This window comes from Barnesiella sp. An55 (assembly GCF_002161555.1).
Taxonomy (GTDB): Bacteria; Bacteroidota; Bacteroidia; order Bacteroidales; family Barnesiellaceae; genus Barnesiella; species Barnesiella merdipullorum.
Genome location: NZ_NFHZ01000001.1, coordinates 268014 through 285583 on the forward strand (window position 1 = coordinate 268014; position 17570 = coordinate 285583).

The window sequence follows — 17570 nt, forward strand, 5'->3', positions numbered from 1 at the left end:
AACCGCTTACACCGATGGAAACATTCCTCATAAAAACCGTACAACTCCTGTTGAGCCTCTCGATACTGGTCATCATACACGAGTTCGGCCACTTTATCTTTGCCCGCCTGTTCAAGGTGCGCGTCGAGAAATTCTACCTCTTCTTCGATCCCTGGTTCTCCCTCTTCAAATTCAAGCCCAAAAACAGCCACACCGAGTATGGCATAGGTTGGTTACCCTTGGGCGGCTATGTGAAAATTGCCGGCATGATCGACGAGTCGATGGACCGCGAACAGATGAAACAGCCCCCCAAACCGTGGGAGTTCCGCTCGAAACCGGCCTGGCAACGATTGCTCATCATGGTGGCCGGCGTAGTATTCAACTTCATTCTGGCCATTTTCATCTACTCGATGATTGCCTATACGTGGGGCACCAGCTATATCCCCTTCAAGAACGCCTATGCCGGCATGGAGTATTGCCAGTCGGCCAAAGAAATCGGGTTCCAGAACGGCGATATTCCCTTGACGGCCGACGGTGTGGCTCTCGACTACATGTCGAGCGAAACGCTGCAACAAATCGTAGAGGCCAAACAAGTACAGGTACTGCGCAACAACGACACCGTATCGATTGATATTCCCCAGGATTTCATGCTGCGCCTCATCGACAAGGAGGAGCAGTTTGCCATGTACCGCATCCCGCCGGTTGTATATGAGGCCTCGGCACATACGGGAGCCGAACGGGCCGGGCTGACAAAGGGCGATCGCATCATTGCCATAGACAGTGTACAAACCCCGTCGCTCGACGAGTTGCACCAAACACTTTCGACTCGCCATAACACCACCGTGACTGTGGAGTTCATGCGCGACGGAGCCCTGCGCACGGCCCAAGTCGCTACCGACTCGGTGGGCAACCTGGGTATTCGCATCTCGCCGCTTATCGAGAGCTACACCGTGGTAACCGAGCACTATGGATTTTGGGAATCCTTCCCCAAGGGAATCGAGTTGGGCGTGGACAAACTGAAGAGCTATGTGAGCAGCATGAAATATGTCTTCACCAAAGAGGGAGCACAAAGCCTGGGAGGCTTCGGTACCATAGGCAGCATATTCCCCGATCGGTGGGACTGGGAGTCGTTCTGGAGCATGACTGCGTTCCTGTCGGTCATCCTGGCCTTCATGAACATCCTGCCCATACCGGCTCTCGACGGCGGGCATGTGCTCTTCCTGCTCTACGAGGTTATCACACGACGGAAACCCAACGAGAAATTCATGGAGTATGCTCAAATGTGCGGCATGATTTTCCTGTTGCTCCTGCTCATCTATGCCAACGGGAACGACATCATGCGCTTTTTCTTCAAATAACCGATTATGAACTATACAAAAGTAATATTGAAACCGGGTAAGGAAGACTCGTTTCACCGCTTCCACCCGTGGGTATTCTCGGGCGCCATATATCGCTTTGAGAAACAGCCCGAAGAGGGAGATATTGTCGAAGTAACCGACCACCAGGGAAACTTCATAGGCATAGGCCAGTACCAGATTGGCAGCATTGCCGTGCGCATACTCTCGTTCAAACCGGTGACTATCGACGAGGCTTTCTATGTGAACCGCCTGCAAGAGGCCTATAACGTGCGGCTGAGCCTGGGATTGCTCAACGAAGAGTACAACAACACCTGCCGCCTGGTACACGGCGAGGGCGACAACCTGCCGGGCCTCATCATCGACCTCTACGACCGCACCGCTGTCATGCAGGCCCACACACCGGGCATGCACTATGCCCGCCACCAGATTGCCGAGGCGCTGAAAACAGTCCTGGGCGACCGCATCGACAACATCTATTACAAGTCGGAAACAACCCTCCCCTACAAGGCCGAACTCGATGCCGAAAACGAATACCTGCTGGGAGGCGATGCCCCCAACATTGCCACCGAGAACGGGCTGAAATTTTATGTCGATTGGGTGCGTGGCCAAAAAACGGGATTCTTTATCGACCAACGCGAAAACCGGGCCCTGCTCGAGCGGTATGCCCGTGGCCGTTCGGTACTGAACATGTTTTGCTACACGGGTGGTTTCTCGTTCTATGCCATGCGAGGCAATGCCAAGCTGGTGCACTCGGTCGATAGTTCGTCAAAAGCCATCGACCTCACCTGCAAGAATGTAGAGCTGAACTTCCCCGGCGACAGCCGTCACCAGGCTTTTGCCGAAGATGCCTTCAAGTTCCTCGATTCGATGGGCGACCAGTACGACCTCATCATCCTCGACCCCCCGGCCTTTGCCAAGCACAAGAAAGTACTGAACAACGCCCTGCAAGGTTACCGCAAACTCAACGCCAAGGCCTTTGAAAAGATACGTCCGGGCGGCATCCTCTTCACCTTCTCCTGCTCACAGGTGGTAAGTAAAGAGAATTTCAGACTGGCCGTATTCAGCGCAGCCGCACAAACAGGGCGCAACGTGCGCATCCTGCACCAGCTCACCCAGCCGGCCGACCACCCCGTAAACATCTACCACCCCGAAGGCGAATACCTCAAGGGGCTGGTTCTCTATGTCGAATAAACCAAATTCCAAAAATCACAGTATATGAAAAAAATCGTTTGTACCATGGCTTCATTGCTTATCTTGGCCTCTTGTACTACGCAAGAGAAGAAAGACGACTTTGACTACACGGTAGAGTCGTTTGCCGATTTGGAAATCCTGCGTTACAAAGTACCGGGATTCGAAGAGTTGTCGCTACAACAGAAAGAGCTGGTCTATTACCTCTCCGAGGCTGCTGCCTACGGTCGGGACATTCTCTATGACCAGAACGGGAAATGGAACCTGGCCATCCGCCGTACGCTCGAAGCGATTTACCAGGACTATACCGGCGATCGCGAGAGCAACGACTTCAAGAACTTCGAAGTCTATCTGAAACGGGTATGGTTCTCCAACGGCATACACCACCACTATGGCTGCGACAAGTTCGTACCCGAATTCTCGCAAGAGTTCTTTGTCAATGCGGTAAAATCGCTTGACCCGAAGAAACTCCCGCTCACCGAAGGTGCTACCGTTGACGACCTGCTCAATACCCTGGTACCCGTGATATTCGACCCCACGGTAATGCCCAAACGGGTGAACCAGGCTGCCGGCGAAGACCTTATCGCCACCTCGGCCTGCAACTACTACGACGGGGTAACCCAAGCCGAAGCCGAGGCTTTCTACAGCAACATGAAAGATCCTAAAGACGAAACGCCCATCTCCTACGGGTTGAACAGCCGACTCGTAAAACGCGACGGCAAAATCGTAGAAGAGACCTACAAAGTGGGCGGGCTCTACACCCAAGCCATCGAGAAGATTGTTTATTGGCTGCAAAAGGCTGCCGGCGTGGCCGAGAACGAACAACAGAAACAGGTTATCGAGAAACTGATCGAATATTACCAAACAGGCGACTTGAAACTATTTGACGAATATGCCATCCTGTGGGTAAAAGATCTCGACTCGCAAGTCGATTTCGTAAACGGTTTCACCGAGACCTATGGCGACCCGCTGGGCATGAAAGCCAGCTGGGAGTCGATTGTCAACTTCAAGAACCTCGAAGCCTCGAAACGTACCCACACCATCAGCGAAAACGCCCAGTGGTTTGAGGATCACTCGCCCGTGGACGCTCGCTTCAAAAAAGAACAGGTAAAAGGCGTATCGGCCAAGGTAATCACCGCCGCCATGCTGGCCGGCGACTGCTATCCCTCGACCCCGATCGGTATCAACCTGCCCAACTCCAACTGGATTCGCCACCTGCACGGTTCCAAATCGGTAACCATCGAAAACATTACCGAAGCTTATGAGAAAGCCGCTCAAGGCAATGGATTCAACGACGAGTTCGTATGGAGCGACACCGAGCGCGACCTCATCAACAAATACCTGCTCCAGGCCGACAACCTGCACACCGACCTGCACGAGTGTCTGGGTCACGGCTCGGGCAAACTGCTCCCGGGTGTCGATCCCGACGCCTTGAAGGCTTACAGCTCTACGCTCGAGGAGGCTCGTGCCGACCTGTTTGCTCTCTACTACATGGCCGACCCCAAGATTCTCGAACTGGGTCTCCTCCCCTCGCCCGACGCCTACAAAGCGGCCTACTACCAATACATGATGAATGGTTTGATGACTCAGCTCACTCGCATCGAGCCGGGCAAGAACATCGAGGAATCGCACATGCGCAACCGTCAACTCATCGCCCGCTGGGCCTATGAGCACGGTAAGGCCGACAAAGTAATCGAATTTGCCAAACGCGACGGCAAGACCTATGTCGTAGTCAACGACTATGAGAAACTGCGCACACTCCTTGGACAACTGTTGGCCGAGGTTCAACGCATCAAATCGGAGGGCGACTACGAAAGCGGCAAAAACCTCGTCGAGCAATATGGTGTGATTGTCGATCCCGAACTGCACAAAGAGGTTTTGGCCCGGTATGAAAACCTGCACATCGCTCCCTACAAGGGATTCGTAAACCCCGTATATACGCCGGTTACCGATGCCAACGGCAACATTACCGATATCAAGATTTCCTATAACGAAGGGTATGCCGAGCAGATGTTGAGATATTCGAAAGACTACTCTCCCCTGCCCATCTGCACGCCGTTTCCCGTTAAGAAATAAAACTTTACGAAAATAGACTGCTCGGCCCGACATTCAAAAAATGCCGGGCCGAGTTTTTTTTGCCAACCATCTGTGCGCTCCCTTGTTTTTAATTCGTATCTTGCAGAAAAATTTTCAAAATCGATATGCAACAAGAGCTCAAAGAGATAAAACTCAAATTTCGAAAAGCCATGAACGGCATCGTTTCTCACCACATGAGAGCCCAAGGTGCCGACTACAAAATAAACTTTGGACTCACCCTGCCCCTGCTGAAACAGATTGCTGCCGAGACACAGCCCAACGCTCAACTGGCCACCGAGTTATGGAACGACACGGCTGTGCGCGAGTCGATGATGCTGGCCCCCATGGTCTATCCCATCGAGGCCTTTACCGAAGCCGAGGCCGACCGTTGGCTCGACACCATGCCCAACACCGAAGTGGCCGATATCTGCTGCAAATTTCTCTTCAGCCAGCTGCCCTTTGCCCTGCGAAAAGCCTGCGAGTGGAGCCATAGCGACAAGCCGCTGCAACAATACACCGCCTTCCAGTTGACATCGGCATGGCTCATTGCCCACCCCGAGAGCCCCGAAACGTCGAGACTCGAACCCGTTGCCAATGCAGCCATAACCCAAGCCCTCGGCAAGCGCGACAATCGGTCGTTTGCCGCCGTCAACATGCTCAAGCAAGCAATGCGTCACGACACCCTGGCGTCGCACATACTGTCGGCGTTGAGGGCCAAAGCCGACACCGACGAAAAGGTAAAAGCCCTGCTCGACGAACTGGCAGAAGAGCAACTCCTGTACCGTGAATTTTCGGGCCGTGATTCCCTGTGATTTTGTTTGCTTGTAATGCAAAAATCGCTAAATTTGTAACATAGGTTTTTGATCATGCCAGAAGAAAAATCGAAAGAGACTGTAAAACAGTTATTTATACAATTCTTGGAAGCCCGAAAATTACGTAAGACTCCCGAGCGATTTGCCATACTGGAGAAAATATATACCACCACCCAGCATTTCGATGTAGAGACACTGTATGAAGCCATGATCGAAAACGGATATCGCGTGAGCAAAGCAACCGTCTATAACACCATAGACCTGCTGCTCGAAGCCAACCTCGTGCGCAAGCATCAGTTCGGAGGTAACCTGGCCCAATATGAGCGCGTATATAATACCAACCACCACCATCTCATCTGTGTCAAATGCGGGAAAGTGCGCGAGGTAAAAGATCTCGACCTCATGTCGTGCCTGAACACCCGCAAGTTCAACAAATTCACCACCTCGTACTACACCCTCTATGTCTATGGCATCTGCAGCCGGTGTAACCAGAAGAGCAAAAAAGACAAGAAAGAAAAAAACGAAAAAAAATAAACCCAATTAAAACGTTCACGAAACACCCTAAATTATGAAAGTAGATGTTCTCTTAGGATTGCAATGGGGCGACGAAGGCAAAGGCAAAGTCGTCGATGTATTGACGCCCAATTATGATATCATCACCCGTTTCCAGGGAGGTCCCAACGCGGGTCACACATTGGAATTTAAAGGAGAAAAATATGTATTGCGCTCCATCCCGTCGGGTATCTTCCAAGGCGGAAAAATCAATATCATCGGCAACGGCGTAGTGCTCGATCCCGTCTTGTTCAAGGAAGAAGCCGAGAGCCTGGCGGCAAGCGGTCACGACCTTACCCAGTGCCTGTGCATCTCGAAGAAGGCACACCTCATTCTGCCCACGCACCGCATACTCGATGCCGCTTATGAAGCAGCCAAGGGTAAATCAAAAATCGGCACCACGGGCAAAGGCATCGGCCCCACCTACTCCGACAAGATTAGCCGCAACGGCGTGCGGGTAGGCGACATATTCCTCAACTTCAAGGAGATTTATGCCACGGCCAAAGCCAAACACGAGAGAATACTGCGCTCGCTCAACTACGAATACAACATCGACGAACTGGAAGCCAAGTGGTTCGATGCCATCGAATACCTCAAACGCTTCCGCATCATCGACAGCGAACACGTCATCAACAACTACCTGAAAGAGGGGAAATCGATTTTGGCCGAGGGTGCCCAAGGCACCATGCTCGACGTCGATTTCGGCTCCTATCCCTTCGTGACCTCGTCAAATACCATCTGCGCCGGCGCCTGCACAGGGTTGGGTGTAGCTCCCAGCCGAATAGGCGAAGTATATGGTATCTTCAAAGCCTATTGCACCCGCGTGGGTAGCGGTCCGTTCCCTACCGAACTGTTTGACGAAACGGGTAAAACCATTCGTGCCATCGGCCACGAGTATGGCGCAGTGACCGGTCGTGAGCGCCGCTGTGGCTGGATTGACCTGGTAGCCCTGAAGTATGCCATCATGATCGACGGTGTAACCAAACTTATCATGATGAAGAGCGACGTGCTCGACAACTTCGAAACCATCAAGGCCTGCGTAGCCTACCGTATCAACGGTAAGGAAGTCACCGAGTTCCCCTACTCGATCGAAGAGGGCATCGAACCGGTCTATGTTGAACTGCCGGGATGGAAGACCGACATGACCAAGATTCACAGCGAAGCCGAATTCCCCCAACGATTCAAAGAGTACATCGACTTCCTCGAAAAAGAGTTGCAGGTACCTATCTACATCGTATCGGTAGGTCCCGACCGCGAGCAGACGATTGTACGCTCCAATAAATAACCTATAAACTTACTACTATGGCAAAAATTAAACCGTTCAAAGGGTTACGCCCGCCAAAAGAATTTGTCGAGCAAGTTGCCTCGCGTCCCTACGATGTACTCAACTCCGAAGAAGCCCGTCAGGAGGCTCATGGAAATGAGAAATCGCTCTATCACATCATTAAACCCGAAATCGATTTTGCTCCCGGTACCGACGAGCATGCGCCCGAGGTTTATGACAAGGCAGTAGAGAACTTCAACCTGTTCCAGCAAAAAGGGTGGCTGGTACAAGACAACAAAGAGCACTACTACATCTATGCCCAGACGATGAACGGTCACACCCAATACGGACTGGTCGTAGGAGCCAACGTCGATGACTACATGACGGGGGTAATCAAAAAGCACGAACTTACCCGCCGCGACAAGGAGGAAGACCGCATGAAACATGTGCGCATCAACAACGCCAATGTCGAACCGGTTTTCTTTGCCTACCCCGACAACGACGAACTCGATGCCATCATTAAACGCGAAACGTCGCACCCGTCGGAATATGACTTCGTGGCCCCCGACGGATTCGGGCATCACTTCTGGGTTATCGACGACGACAAGACCATTGCCCGCATTACCGAAATCTTTGCCCACATTCCCAGCCTCTATATTGCCGACGGGCATCACCGCACTGCCGCAGCGGCTCTGGTAGGCAACGAAAAGGCCAAACAGAACCCCAACCACCGGGGCGACGAGGAGTATAACTACTTCCTGGCCGTATGTTTCCCGGCCTCGCAGCTGATGATTATCGACTACAACCGGGTGGTAAAAGACTTGAACGGACTCACTCCCCAGGAATTTCTCGAAAGGCTGAAGGCCAACTTCACCATCGAGGAGAAAGGTACACAGATATACCACCCCGAGAAGTTGCACAACTTCTCGCTCTACCTCGAAGGGAAGTGGTACTCGCTCACGGCCAAGGAGGGTACCTACGACGACAACGACCCCATCGGGGTACTCGATGTAACCATTTCGTCGAACCTCATCCTGCGCGATATACTGGGCATTACCGACCTGCGCACCGACAAACGAATCGATTTCGTTGGCGGTATCCGCGGACTCGAAGAGCTGAAACGCCGGGTCGATAGCGGCGAAATGAAGATGGCCCTGGCCCTCTATCCCGTATCGATGAAGCAGCTCATGGATATCGCCGACACAGGCAATATCATGCCTCCAAAGACTACCTGGTTTGAGCCCAAACTGAGATCGGGCCTTGTTATCCACAAACTGGATTGACAGCAAAGACCAGTCTTCTTAACCCCACATAAGTAGCGGTTCTTTGGATAAATATTATTTAACAAAGAACTGCTATTTATTTTTTTACCCTCATGCAGCAAAAAAGGGCCCGATTACATCTTCATAATAGTAGTTGTCATTCGGGCCGAGTCAAATCGGTATGAACGAAGCGAAGCTAATAGAAGCTTGTAAAAACAACGACGCCCGTGCGCAACGAGAACTCTACGAGAGTTTTGCGCGCAAGATGATGTCGGTGTGCTTGCGTTATGCCGGCAACCGAGAGATGGCCGAGGACTTTTTGCAAGAGGGTTTTATCAAAGTTTTCACCTCCATACAGAGTTACAACTACGAAGGTTCTTTTGAAGGTTGGATGCGACGTATTTTCGTGAATACGGCACTCGAGGCCCTGCGCAAAAACGACTTGCTGCGCAACGGTGTCGAATTGGATACTCTCGAGCCTCAACAAGAGGCCGATTACTCGGCCGTGGAGCATATATCGGCCGATGAGTTGATGGAACTCATAGCCCAATTGCCGCCGGGATTTCGCACCGTATTCAATATGTTTGCCGTCGAAGGCTACTCGCACCGCGAGATTGCTCAAGCACTGCACATCACCGAGAGTACATCGCGCTCGCAATATACACGAGCCAAAAGGCTGCTTCAAAAGTGGATTAAGGAATTGGAACAATAGGTATAACTGGCAATGAAGATAGACGATAAACAGTTTGAAAAAGCAATACAGTCGAAGCTGGCAGGGCACGAAGCCGATGTCAGAAGCGACTTGTGGGCTGCTATCGAGTCGCAGTTGCCCAGGAATACCGTAGCGCCCAAAGTGCCGCTGTACCGGCGCATCATAGGCTATTCGGCTGCAGCCGTAGCAGCCGGGGTCGTAGCGACCGTCATCTGGTGGCAACTGCCCGAGAAACCACTCGACTCAAAGGTGGTGAGCGAAGTCTCCATGCCGGTTCAAACGATTGTAGAGCCCCAGGCCAACAAACGGCAACAACTGTTGACCGAGGTGGTTACCCCCTCGTCAACAACACGTACGGTGCCCAATAGGGAAAGCAAGGGCAACACCACAGCCGCTCAGGAGCCCACTATATCGACAAGTTCTCCCACGGCACCGGAGACGAGAGCCGAAGAAGAAACGGCACCCGGCTTCGCACAGGCCCCAACTGCCACACCCAACTCAATGAAGAGTGAGGACGACTATCGCCGCAAACTCGACGAGTTTGAGCAGGCTGGTCGCAAACTGAAAGAAGAGGGCCAGCCCACTATCCTACCAAGTCGCAAAAAGAGTCCCGGCATACAAGTGGGCTTGATGGCAGCCAATGCGACAACCGGCAAAAGCCAAAACTCGGCCACGGCCATACGCACCAAAACGCCCATGCTGTTATCGAGGCGGAACCCCGTCTATCACTTCGATCACAAGATGCCTATCTCGGCAGGAGTAACCGTAGCCAAAACCCTGCCCAGAAATTGGGAACTGGAATCGGGAGTGGTCTATACTTACCTCTACTCGAAGTATAGCTCGACCAACGGCAACGGCAGTCAAGAGTTGCACTACCTGGGCATCCCCCTCAATGTGATTTATCGCTTTGCACGCATCAAACGACTATCGTTCTATGCCTCGGCAGGCGGCCAAGTCGATTTCTACCTGGCCGGACGGCAAAAGGACGAAGGATATGACGAAGGCATATCGGGATCGGGATATAAAGAGTTGAAACACGAGAACGTGCAATTCTCGGTACAGGCCAACGTGGGTGCAGCCCTCACCCTGTATAAACAAACCGAGCTATATCTGGAGCCCTATATGGCTTACTACTTCGAGAATAACTCGAGCATACACAACATCTGGAAAGACAAGCCATTCAACTTTGGCCTGACACTGGGTGTGAGAACCGGATTTTAACAACAAACCCCAATAAAAAACAAAACAAGTAACACAACACAAACACAATGAAATCATTGAAATTTGTATCGGCTTTATCTTTGCTTTGCGGAATTCTAACCTTGTCGAGCTGCCTGGGCGAAGGCGGCAATACCCTATCGGTATATACCACCGGCAGTATCTATAAAACCAATACAGGTGACTCATATCTGTACCTCGACCGCATCGGGCTCTCGGTTACAAGTGCCGAATTGCGAAGCGAAAACTTCGAAGAAGGCGACCGTCTGTTGGCAACAACAACCATCGACTTTGACAATCAAGGCACACAACTGTCGAACGCTATTTACAATGCCACCATATCGGGTATTCACCAATTCGACTGCGACAATTGCATCTACGACAATACGCAGACGACTTTCCAAAGCGATACCGTGCCCAGCCTCTACTCCATCGAACCCTTCATCAACTACCGCAAAGACGACACGATACTCACCTTTGCCTATGTGAAATACGAAGTGAAAAGTGGGAACCCCGGTTCGCTGAAACTGGTTCAACCCAAAACATTTGATATGGAAACCAAAACCGATACACTCTACCTCATCTACGATAAAGGGAATATCAAGGAGTCGAAGAGCTCGGACTACATATCATTCAAGTTACCGCAGTACCCGGTCAATACCGATATTAATGTAGTGGTGAGATACCAGGCTGCAACCTCCAACTTCTCAGTAGGTGGAAGCGACAAGATCAGCCGGTATTTCTCGTTCACCTACAACCGACCCGAGACCTTAAATTAAAATCGCGATAGTAAGACAACTTTTATTTTTGATGTTTATAATTTCAGACGGGGGGTGTCCGTGAGGATACCTCTTTTTTTATACCCTTGCCGACTGGGATTATAGTAAAATAGTACTATCTTTGCCTCAACATAATGCTTATTTTCCATTACAACATGAAAAACTTTTATATCGCAACACTATTCACCATAGGGATTATAACCCCTGTATTCTCGACAACACTTCCCCTGCAAGGCGAGCTAATAAAACCCTCGGACCCATACATTCAATACATAGGACGTGTGAGCCATGAGAACCCCGATGCGTCAGTCTTCAACTACCCCGGCGTACAAATACAGGCAACATTCGAGGGTAGTTCGCTAAAGATGTATGCCAAACCGATGAGTGGCTATTTTATGGTAACCATAGACCAGGCCGCCCCATTCAAGATTTCGTTCAACTCCCCTACCGACTCGGTGGTCACACTGGCCACGGCCTTGAAAGATACACTCCACACCGTAAACATCATGAACTGTATCGAGGCCTTTCATCGCCGCCCCGAATTCAAAGGATTCCTGCTCGACAAGGGGAAGGGATTGGTAGCCCCAACGGCCTTGCCTCAACGGAAAATCGAGTTTATAGGCAACTCTATCACCTGTGGCTATGGTGTAGAGAGTACCGACAAATCTGATCCCTTTACCGAAGAGACCGAGAACCACTACTACACCTATGCAGCCATCACCGCACGTAACCTGCGGGCACAGCACTATGCCATTGCACGTAGCGGAATTGGCATCTATCGCAATTATGGCGGGCCAAGCGAAGGTAGCCCCGACTGCATGCCTACTCACTATAACCAAACGCTGTTTAACGATACGACCGAAATCTGGGACTTCTCGCAATACACCCCCGATGTGGTCTGTATCAACCTGGGCACCAACGATGCCAGCACTCCGGGATGCGATCCCCAACAGCTATATCGAGTCTATGCCGATTTTCTCTCTACCATACGGCACAACTATCCGCAGGCAAAAATTGTATTGCTCTCGGGCTGTATGCTCCACGGTGAGTCTCTTGCAATGGTTCGGTCGGCTCTTGACCGTCTTACTCAAGAGTGCCATCGAGCCGGCGACCATGAGGTATATCGCTTCGACATGACCCCTCAAACGGGCGACTTGGGCTACGGTGCAGGCTGGCACCCCAGTCTGCTGCAACAACAGCGTATGGCCGACGAACTCACCCCCTTCCTGCGTGACCTCATGGGATGGAAGTAACTACTCCTCCCCCGATTGACTAAATGAACGACGAATAAAAAACAGCACCCCCCGGAAGGAATCCTTCCGGGGGGTGCTTATATATTCAAAAGATACGATTTACCGATACATCTCGGCATGATCGGCCGTGTACCAGTCGTACATCTTCTGCACACCCTCCTCGATTTCGATCTTGTGGTGCCAACCCAAGTTGTGCAGTTTGGTCACATCGGTGAGCTTGCGCATGGTTCCGTCGGGTTTCTCGGGATTGAAGCGGACCTCACCTTTGTAGCCGATAACCTCCTGGATGCGATGAGCCAGTGCGGCAATGGTAATCTCTTTGCCTGTGCCGATGTTGATATGGCAGTTGCGCACCTCGGGATTATCGCCCTTGACATCGGCAAAATCGACATGCTCGAGAATATAGACCGAAGCATCGGCCATCTCCTCGCTCCACAGGAACTCACGCAGCGGCTTGCCGGTACCCCACAACTCTACCCGATCGGGATAGATGCCATACTTGGCCAGTATGGCAAGAATGGCGTCGTTCGTAGCATTGCCATCGACGCCCTCGACCGGACGCAACGAGAGGTCTTTGCGCACAGCCTCCCAATTGTTTTCCATAAGCCCCTTGGCCAGATGTATTTTACGAATCATGGCCGGGAGTACATGGCTGCGCTCGAGGTCGAAATTGTCGTTGGGCCCATAAAGATTGGTGGGCATCACAGCAATATAGTTGGTTCCATACTGCAGGTTGAAGCTCTCGCACATCTTCAAGCCGGCAATTTTGGCAATGGCATAGGGCTCGTTGGTATATTCCAGCGGAGAGGTGAGCAGGGCATCCTCTTTCATCGGCTGCTGGGCATCGCGCGGATAGATGCAGGTGCTACCCAGGAAGAGCAACTTCTTCACACCGTGACGGAAACTCTCGCCAATGACATTTTGCTGAATCTGCAAGTTTTGATAAATGAAGTCGGCCCGATAAATGCTGTTGGCCATGATACCCCCCACATGAGCGGCAGCCAGAATCACATACTCGGGTTGCTCCTCGTCGAAGAAGCGTTTCACGGCTACTCCGTCGAGCAGGTCGAGCTCTTTGTGAGAGCGACCAATGAGGTGAGTATAACCTTTTTCCTGCAAGTTTTTCCATATAGCCGAACCCACCAGACCATGGTGACCGGCTACATAAATCTTGGCATCTTTTTCCATGATAAATATCTCCTATTTAACAATACCTTTTTCCAAATACTCGGCCAGGTTCATCCGCACCTCGTCGCCGGCACGCTCGACAGCCACCTTGGCCATATCGGCATCGACCATAATCTTCACGAGTTGTTCAAACGTCGTACGCATGGGATCCCAGCCCAGTTCCCGTTTGGCCTTTGAGGGGTCGCCCCAGAGATTCACCACATCGGTCGGACGATAAAAATCGGGCGAAACTTCAACAAGCACACGACCGGTAGCCCGGTCGATACCCTTCTCGTTCTCACCCTCACCTACAAAATCGAGCTCGATGCCTACATGATGGAAAGCCAGCTGACAGAACTCACGAACGGAGTGCTGCACACCGGTAGCAATCACAAAGTCCTCGGGCTTATCGTTTTGCAAGATGAGCCACATGCACTCGACATAATCCTTGGCATATCCCCAGTCGCGCAACGACGAGAGGTTACCCAGGTAGAGCTTGTCTTGTTTACCCTGAGCAATGCGGGCAGCAGCCAGTGTAATCTTGCGAGTCACGAAGGTCTCGCCACGGCGCTCCGATTCGTGATTGAAGAGGATACCCGAACAGCAGAACATGTTGTAGGCCTCGCGATACTCCTTCACAATCCAGTATCCATACAATTTAGCCACGGCATACGGGCTATAGGGATGGAACGGGGTCTGCTCATTTTGAGGTACTTGCTCCACCTTGCCATACAACTCGGAGGTTGAAGCCTGGTAGATGCGACAGGTCTCGGCCAAACCGCATTGACGAACGGCCTCCAAGATACGCAGTACACCGGTGGCATCGACATCGGCCGTAAACTCGGGAGAGTCGAACGACACCTGCACATGACTCTGAGCCGCCAGATTGTAAATCTCGTCGGGACGCACTTTGCCTACGACCTGAATGAGACTCATCGAGTCGCCCAAGTCGGCATAGTGCAAATGGAAGTGCGGACGCCCCTCCAAGTGGGCAATACGCTCACGATAATCGACCGACGAGCGACGAATAGTCCCGTGCACGTCATAACTTTTTTCCAGCAGGAACTCTGCCAGGAACGATCCGTCTTGACCGGTAATACCGGTAATCAATGCTGTTTTCATCTTGTATGCTTTGTTTTATCGTTTTCTTGTTTTGAACAAACTTTATTAAAATGTACCCTTTGCTATATTCTGTTGCAAAATTATCTAAATTCGGGATAACCGACAACCTCTGTCGGCCCTATTTTTACCCGATTCCGTCCCCTATTATCACACCTTGCACGCCAACTTCTTGCGCCGACGTTTACGATTCCACTCCTGAACGAGCAACTTAGGCAACGACTCGATAATCAGCCAGCAACGACGCAGCTGCTTCTTGGGCTCGCAATAGATGCGATACAGGAACTCGAGATGAGCCCGCACCATCCAATAGGGAGCCCGGTTCACATCGGTTCCGCTGTAAAATTTGAAAGCGGCCCCTACGGCAATCATTACCCCACGTTTCAAATAGGGTTTCAATTTACTCATGAATATCTCCTGTTTGGGAGCACCCAAAGCGACCCAAATAATCTCGGCGCCATCTTTCTCTATCATCTGGGCAATAGCCCGATAATCGAAATCATCGACTGCCTTGTAGGGTAACGAATAGAACCACATGTCGTTAATGCGGGGATCAATCTGCGACAAATTATGTTTCAACCCATCCAGCGTCGGTTGCGTAGTACCCAGAAAAGCCATACGATAGCGACGCTGATGTATGATATCCATAAAAATTTCACTTCCGCAGTATTGCTTGCGTTCGATACCATAAATCCACCGCAAATACAAAGGCACATAGCCGCTGTCGCAAATCGAGAACATCGAGCCATCTACCACCTTGCAATACTCGGGGTCGCGGTTCACCGTAGCCAAAATCACACCATCGGATACACAAATATACCCCGGTGTGCCCAATAACAACGCTTCATCTATGGCTCGAAAAACGGCTCGCTTGTCGAACTCATACCTAATGTTGAAATACGTCTCCATAAAAAATGATGTATAAAGTTACTGTCGAGACTCCCCTAAATCCCGACTATAAAAACAATCTTACCTTACCTTTGGATGATAAATCGAGTGAATAAACATTCGTTCCACTCGATATTCAAGTGGATTATAGCTTATTTTTAATACCCAAGCCTTTATTTACTAAAACAAAAAGGAAATATCTTTTTTATTAACAACCCAATATATAGCGATAGAGGGACTAATACAATTAACGATAACAAGCCACATATCCGTCCACCCATCATCTCTGCATTCGTCGCTGTAGTATTTCCTATTAAATAATAAATTACTTTCAAAGCTGGCAATGTTAACGTATTAGATAAAGGAATTAATGGCATATGCACACACATTATCAATAAAGAATTCTTGCCCAAATAGGCAAGCCAGCTAGTATAACGCTTGTTTTGTAAATATCTGGAAAAATAAATCACCAACAAAGATCCTCCTAATGCAGGCAAAAAAAACAATACATAAGTAGGATCTATCTCTAATGACAGCATATCAGTATGAACTTTCAAAACAATACCTAAACAATAAGAGATTATTGCTCCAATAATGACATAGAAATATACTTTCTTATTTTGCAAAATATTATACAACCTCATCTGATATCCTAAATAAAAGAATATATATCCGAGACAGGCTTCCGGAAGATACAAGAAAAATATCTTATTGATAGCACATAAATACCCTATAAATGTAATAACGAAAGCAATTATAAGTTTCAATATTCCTGAATGGATATACTTTTCTACAATATATGAGATTACAAAAATCTCAAATAAAGATAATAAAAACCATAAAGGGGGATCTGGCGCGACTAAATCTTGGAAAGAATATATATAAGAAATTAAATTATTATCTTCACTAATAAACAAAAAACGATATATAAATGCAAATATATAGAATAATATGAATGGGAATAATAAAGACCGAATTTTCTTTAACAAAAAGTTCTTTATTGAATTCTTTATCGAAAAGAAAAATCCTGATAATAAAAAAAATAGTGGCATGTGGAATAAAAAAATTTCTCTTGCTATAGGACAAGCTAAATGTCCATAAACTACCAAAATAATCCCAATCCCCTTAGCTATATCAATACTTTTATCTCTCTGTTTATTTACTACAGTTGAAATATTATTTAACGTAACCATTTATTTATAAATTACTTATTATAATTCTCTTGAGCGAAAAGAATAAGAATGGAGCTTCTCATATTTCCTTTTTTCTTCCAAATAACCATTCTGTCAAGAAATCGCTACATCTAAGAAGATTACTTGTAACTAAACACAAAGATAATACAAGTAATGCCAAAAACATAGATACAAAAAATTCCACTGTTGGATTTGGATAGTCTGTAAAAAATTTACCTAACATCAATAAATTACTCGGTAAGAAAAAGTAATGAATCAAATAAATATCCAAAGTTCGTTTCCCTACATATTGCAATGCTCTACCAACTTTTGTTTCATGGCTACACCACTTTTGATTCTTTTCAAAGAACATAAAAATAAATAAAACTCCAGAGAATGATTGTATCGTCTGAAATACTAATCTATAATAATAGCTTTGTATTGCCCGCGTTTCTAAAAAAATAGTCACCCCAATAAAAGCTAAAATAATACTTGTAGAAAAAAGATTATTTTCAACCATTCTTTTTATCTCATTATATTTATATTTCACTATGGTTCCTAAGACAAAAAATATAAAATATCTCACTGCTGTCCGGAGAAATTTTACCATAAAGTAGGTTGCTCGACAGAACCCGCCTCCGGAACACAAACGGGAGTTGTCGGCTGATTATAAATTTCACGGATATTCGCCCTCTGGAAGAGGACTTGTCCGATTGAGTTAGAGATAGAATGAAGACTTGGATCCAACCCGTATCGCTTCTTCGCAATGAT

Annotated in this window: 16 protein-coding genes; 11 read left to right on the forward strand and 5 right to left on the reverse strand. The window is 49.1% G+C overall.

Annotated features, from left to right (window positions below; translation table 11 throughout):
- Nucleotides 1-14 precede the first annotated feature (14 nt).
- From rseP to B5G10_RS01160, 11 genes are all read left to right on the forward strand, one after another.
- On the forward strand, nucleotides 15-1337 hold the full coding sequence (gene rseP / locus B5G10_RS01110; RefSeq protein ID WP_087422923.1) for an RIP metalloprotease RseP: 1323 nt from the start codon (nucleotides 15-17) through the stop codon (nucleotides 1335-1337).
- A gap of 6 nt (nucleotides 1338-1343) precedes the next feature.
- A complete protein-coding gene (locus B5G10_RS01115) occupies nucleotides 1344-2528 on the forward strand; it encodes a class I SAM-dependent rRNA methyltransferase (protein WP_087422924.1) in 1185 nt (394 codons plus the stop codon).
- 24 nt (nucleotides 2529-2552) lie between these two features.
- Complete coding sequence (locus tag B5G10_RS01120; protein ID WP_087422925.1) at nucleotides 2553-4601, forward strand: dihydrofolate reductase; 2049 nt, start codon at nucleotides 2553-2555, stop codon at nucleotides 4599-4601.
- A gap of 125 nt (nucleotides 4602-4726) precedes the next feature.
- Nucleotides 4727-5413, forward strand: a complete 687-nt coding sequence (locus tag B5G10_RS01125) for a DNA alkylation repair protein (protein ID WP_087422926.1) — start codon at nucleotides 4727-4729, stop codon at nucleotides 5411-5413.
- Nucleotides 5414-5467: 54 nt separating this feature from the next.
- Nucleotides 5468-5947: a Fur family transcriptional regulator gene (locus B5G10_RS01130; protein ID WP_087422927.1), complete on the forward strand. Its 480-nt coding sequence runs from the start codon at nucleotides 5468-5470 to the stop codon at nucleotides 5945-5947.
- Nucleotides 5948-5981: 34 nt separating this feature from the next.
- Entirely contained in the window at nucleotides 5982-7250 is a 1269-nt protein-coding gene (locus B5G10_RS01135) for an adenylosuccinate synthase (RefSeq protein WP_087422928.1), read from the forward strand.
- 17 nt (nucleotides 7251-7267) lie between these two features.
- On the forward strand, nucleotides 7268-8512 hold the full coding sequence (locus B5G10_RS01140) for a DUF1015 domain-containing protein (RefSeq protein WP_087422929.1): 1245 nt from the start codon (nucleotides 7268-7270) through the stop codon (nucleotides 8510-8512).
- A gap of 160 nt (nucleotides 8513-8672) precedes the next feature.
- Nucleotides 8673-9203 (forward strand): sigma-70 family RNA polymerase sigma factor, encoded by a 531-nt coding sequence (locus tag B5G10_RS01145; protein WP_087422952.1) that lies wholly within the window; start codon nucleotides 8673-8675, stop codon nucleotides 9201-9203.
- Nucleotides 9204-9215: 12 nt separating this feature from the next.
- Nucleotides 9216-10424: an outer membrane beta-barrel protein gene (locus B5G10_RS01150; protein ID WP_087422930.1), complete on the forward strand. Its 1209-nt coding sequence runs from the start codon at nucleotides 9216-9218 to the stop codon at nucleotides 10422-10424.
- 47 nt (nucleotides 10425-10471) lie between these two features.
- The gene (locus B5G10_RS01155) at nucleotides 10472-11200 is read left to right on the forward strand and encodes a hypothetical protein (protein WP_087422931.1); all 729 of its coding nucleotides are present in this window, start codon (nucleotides 10472-10474) and stop codon (nucleotides 11198-11200) included.
- A gap of 281 nt (nucleotides 11201-11481) precedes the next feature.
- Nucleotides 11482-12453, forward strand: coding sequence for an SGNH/GDSL hydrolase family protein (locus B5G10_RS01160; RefSeq protein WP_241147692.1), 972 nt, complete (start codon nucleotides 11482-11484; stop codon nucleotides 12451-12453).
- Nucleotides 12454-12552: 99 nt separating this feature from the next.
- On the opposite strand, the gene B5G10_RS01165 is transcribed toward B5G10_RS01160, so the two are convergent.
- From B5G10_RS01165 to B5G10_RS01185, 5 genes are all read right to left on the reverse strand, one after another.
- Nucleotides 12553-13641 carry a GDP-L-fucose synthase gene (locus B5G10_RS01165; protein ID WP_087422932.1) on the reverse strand — a complete coding sequence of 363 codons (1089 nt, stop codon included), beginning with the start codon at nucleotides 13639-13641 and terminating at the stop codon, nucleotides 12553-12555.
- A 12-nt stretch (nucleotides 13642-13653) separates the two neighbouring features.
- Nucleotides 13654-14742, reverse strand: a complete 1089-nt coding sequence (gene gmd / locus B5G10_RS01170) for a GDP-mannose 4,6-dehydratase (RefSeq protein WP_087422933.1) — start codon at nucleotides 14740-14742, stop codon at nucleotides 13654-13656.
- 147 nt (nucleotides 14743-14889) lie between these two features.
- On the reverse strand, nucleotides 14890-15648 hold the full coding sequence (locus B5G10_RS01175) for a WecB/TagA/CpsF family glycosyltransferase (RefSeq protein WP_087422934.1): 759 nt from the start codon (nucleotides 15646-15648) through the stop codon (nucleotides 14890-14892).
- Between the two features lie 152 nt (nucleotides 15649-15800).
- Complete coding sequence (locus B5G10_RS01180) at nucleotides 15801-16820, reverse strand: acyltransferase family protein (RefSeq protein WP_087422935.1); 1020 nt, start codon at nucleotides 16818-16820, stop codon at nucleotides 15801-15803.
- Between the two features lie 58 nt (nucleotides 16821-16878).
- The gene (locus tag B5G10_RS01185) at nucleotides 16879-17409 is read right to left on the reverse strand and encodes an acyltransferase family protein (protein ID WP_158098752.1); all 531 of its coding nucleotides are present in this window, start codon (nucleotides 17407-17409) and stop codon (nucleotides 16879-16881) included.
- Nucleotides 17410-17570 lie beyond the last annotated feature (161 nt).